Origin of the sequence: Leyella stercorea DSM 18206, assembly GCF_000235885.1 — a bacterium.
GTDB lineage: Bacteria > Bacteroidota > Bacteroidia > Bacteroidales > Bacteroidaceae > Prevotella > Prevotella stercorea.
In genome coordinates, this window is the sequence record NZ_JH379438.1 from 6,925 (window position 1) to 7,464 (window position 540).

The window sequence follows — 540 nt, forward strand, 5'->3', positions numbered from 1 at the left end:
GCAAGATATTCTCCCACAGATTTCACAGATGCCCACAGATCTTTAGATTGCGTTTTTGCCTCTTAATCTGTGCACATCCGTGCAATCTGTGGGAGTTTTCGTAGGAGGGTATGGCATTCCTGCCATACCCACGCCACCCTCTGCCATACCTCCCACAGAACACGCAGAATTCACAGAAACGACTGTCGGAGAATATTCTCCCACGGATTTCACAGATGCTCACAGATCTTTAGGTTGCGTTTTTGCCTCCTAATCTGTGTGCATCCGTGCAATCTGTGGGAGTTTTCGTAGGAGGGTATGGCATCCCTGCCATACCCACGCCGCCCTCTGCCATACCTCCCACAGAATTCACAGAATTCACGGAAGCTTCTGGCAGAGGATTTTCTCCCACAGATTTCACAGATGCTCACAGATTTTTCTTCTCTGCCAGAAGCTTCTGTGGGTTCTGTGGCTTCTGTGGGAAGATATTTTTGTGGGCTCTCCTAATCTGTGCGTATCCGTGCAATCCGTGGGAGAATATCTTGCGCCAGAAACTTCTGT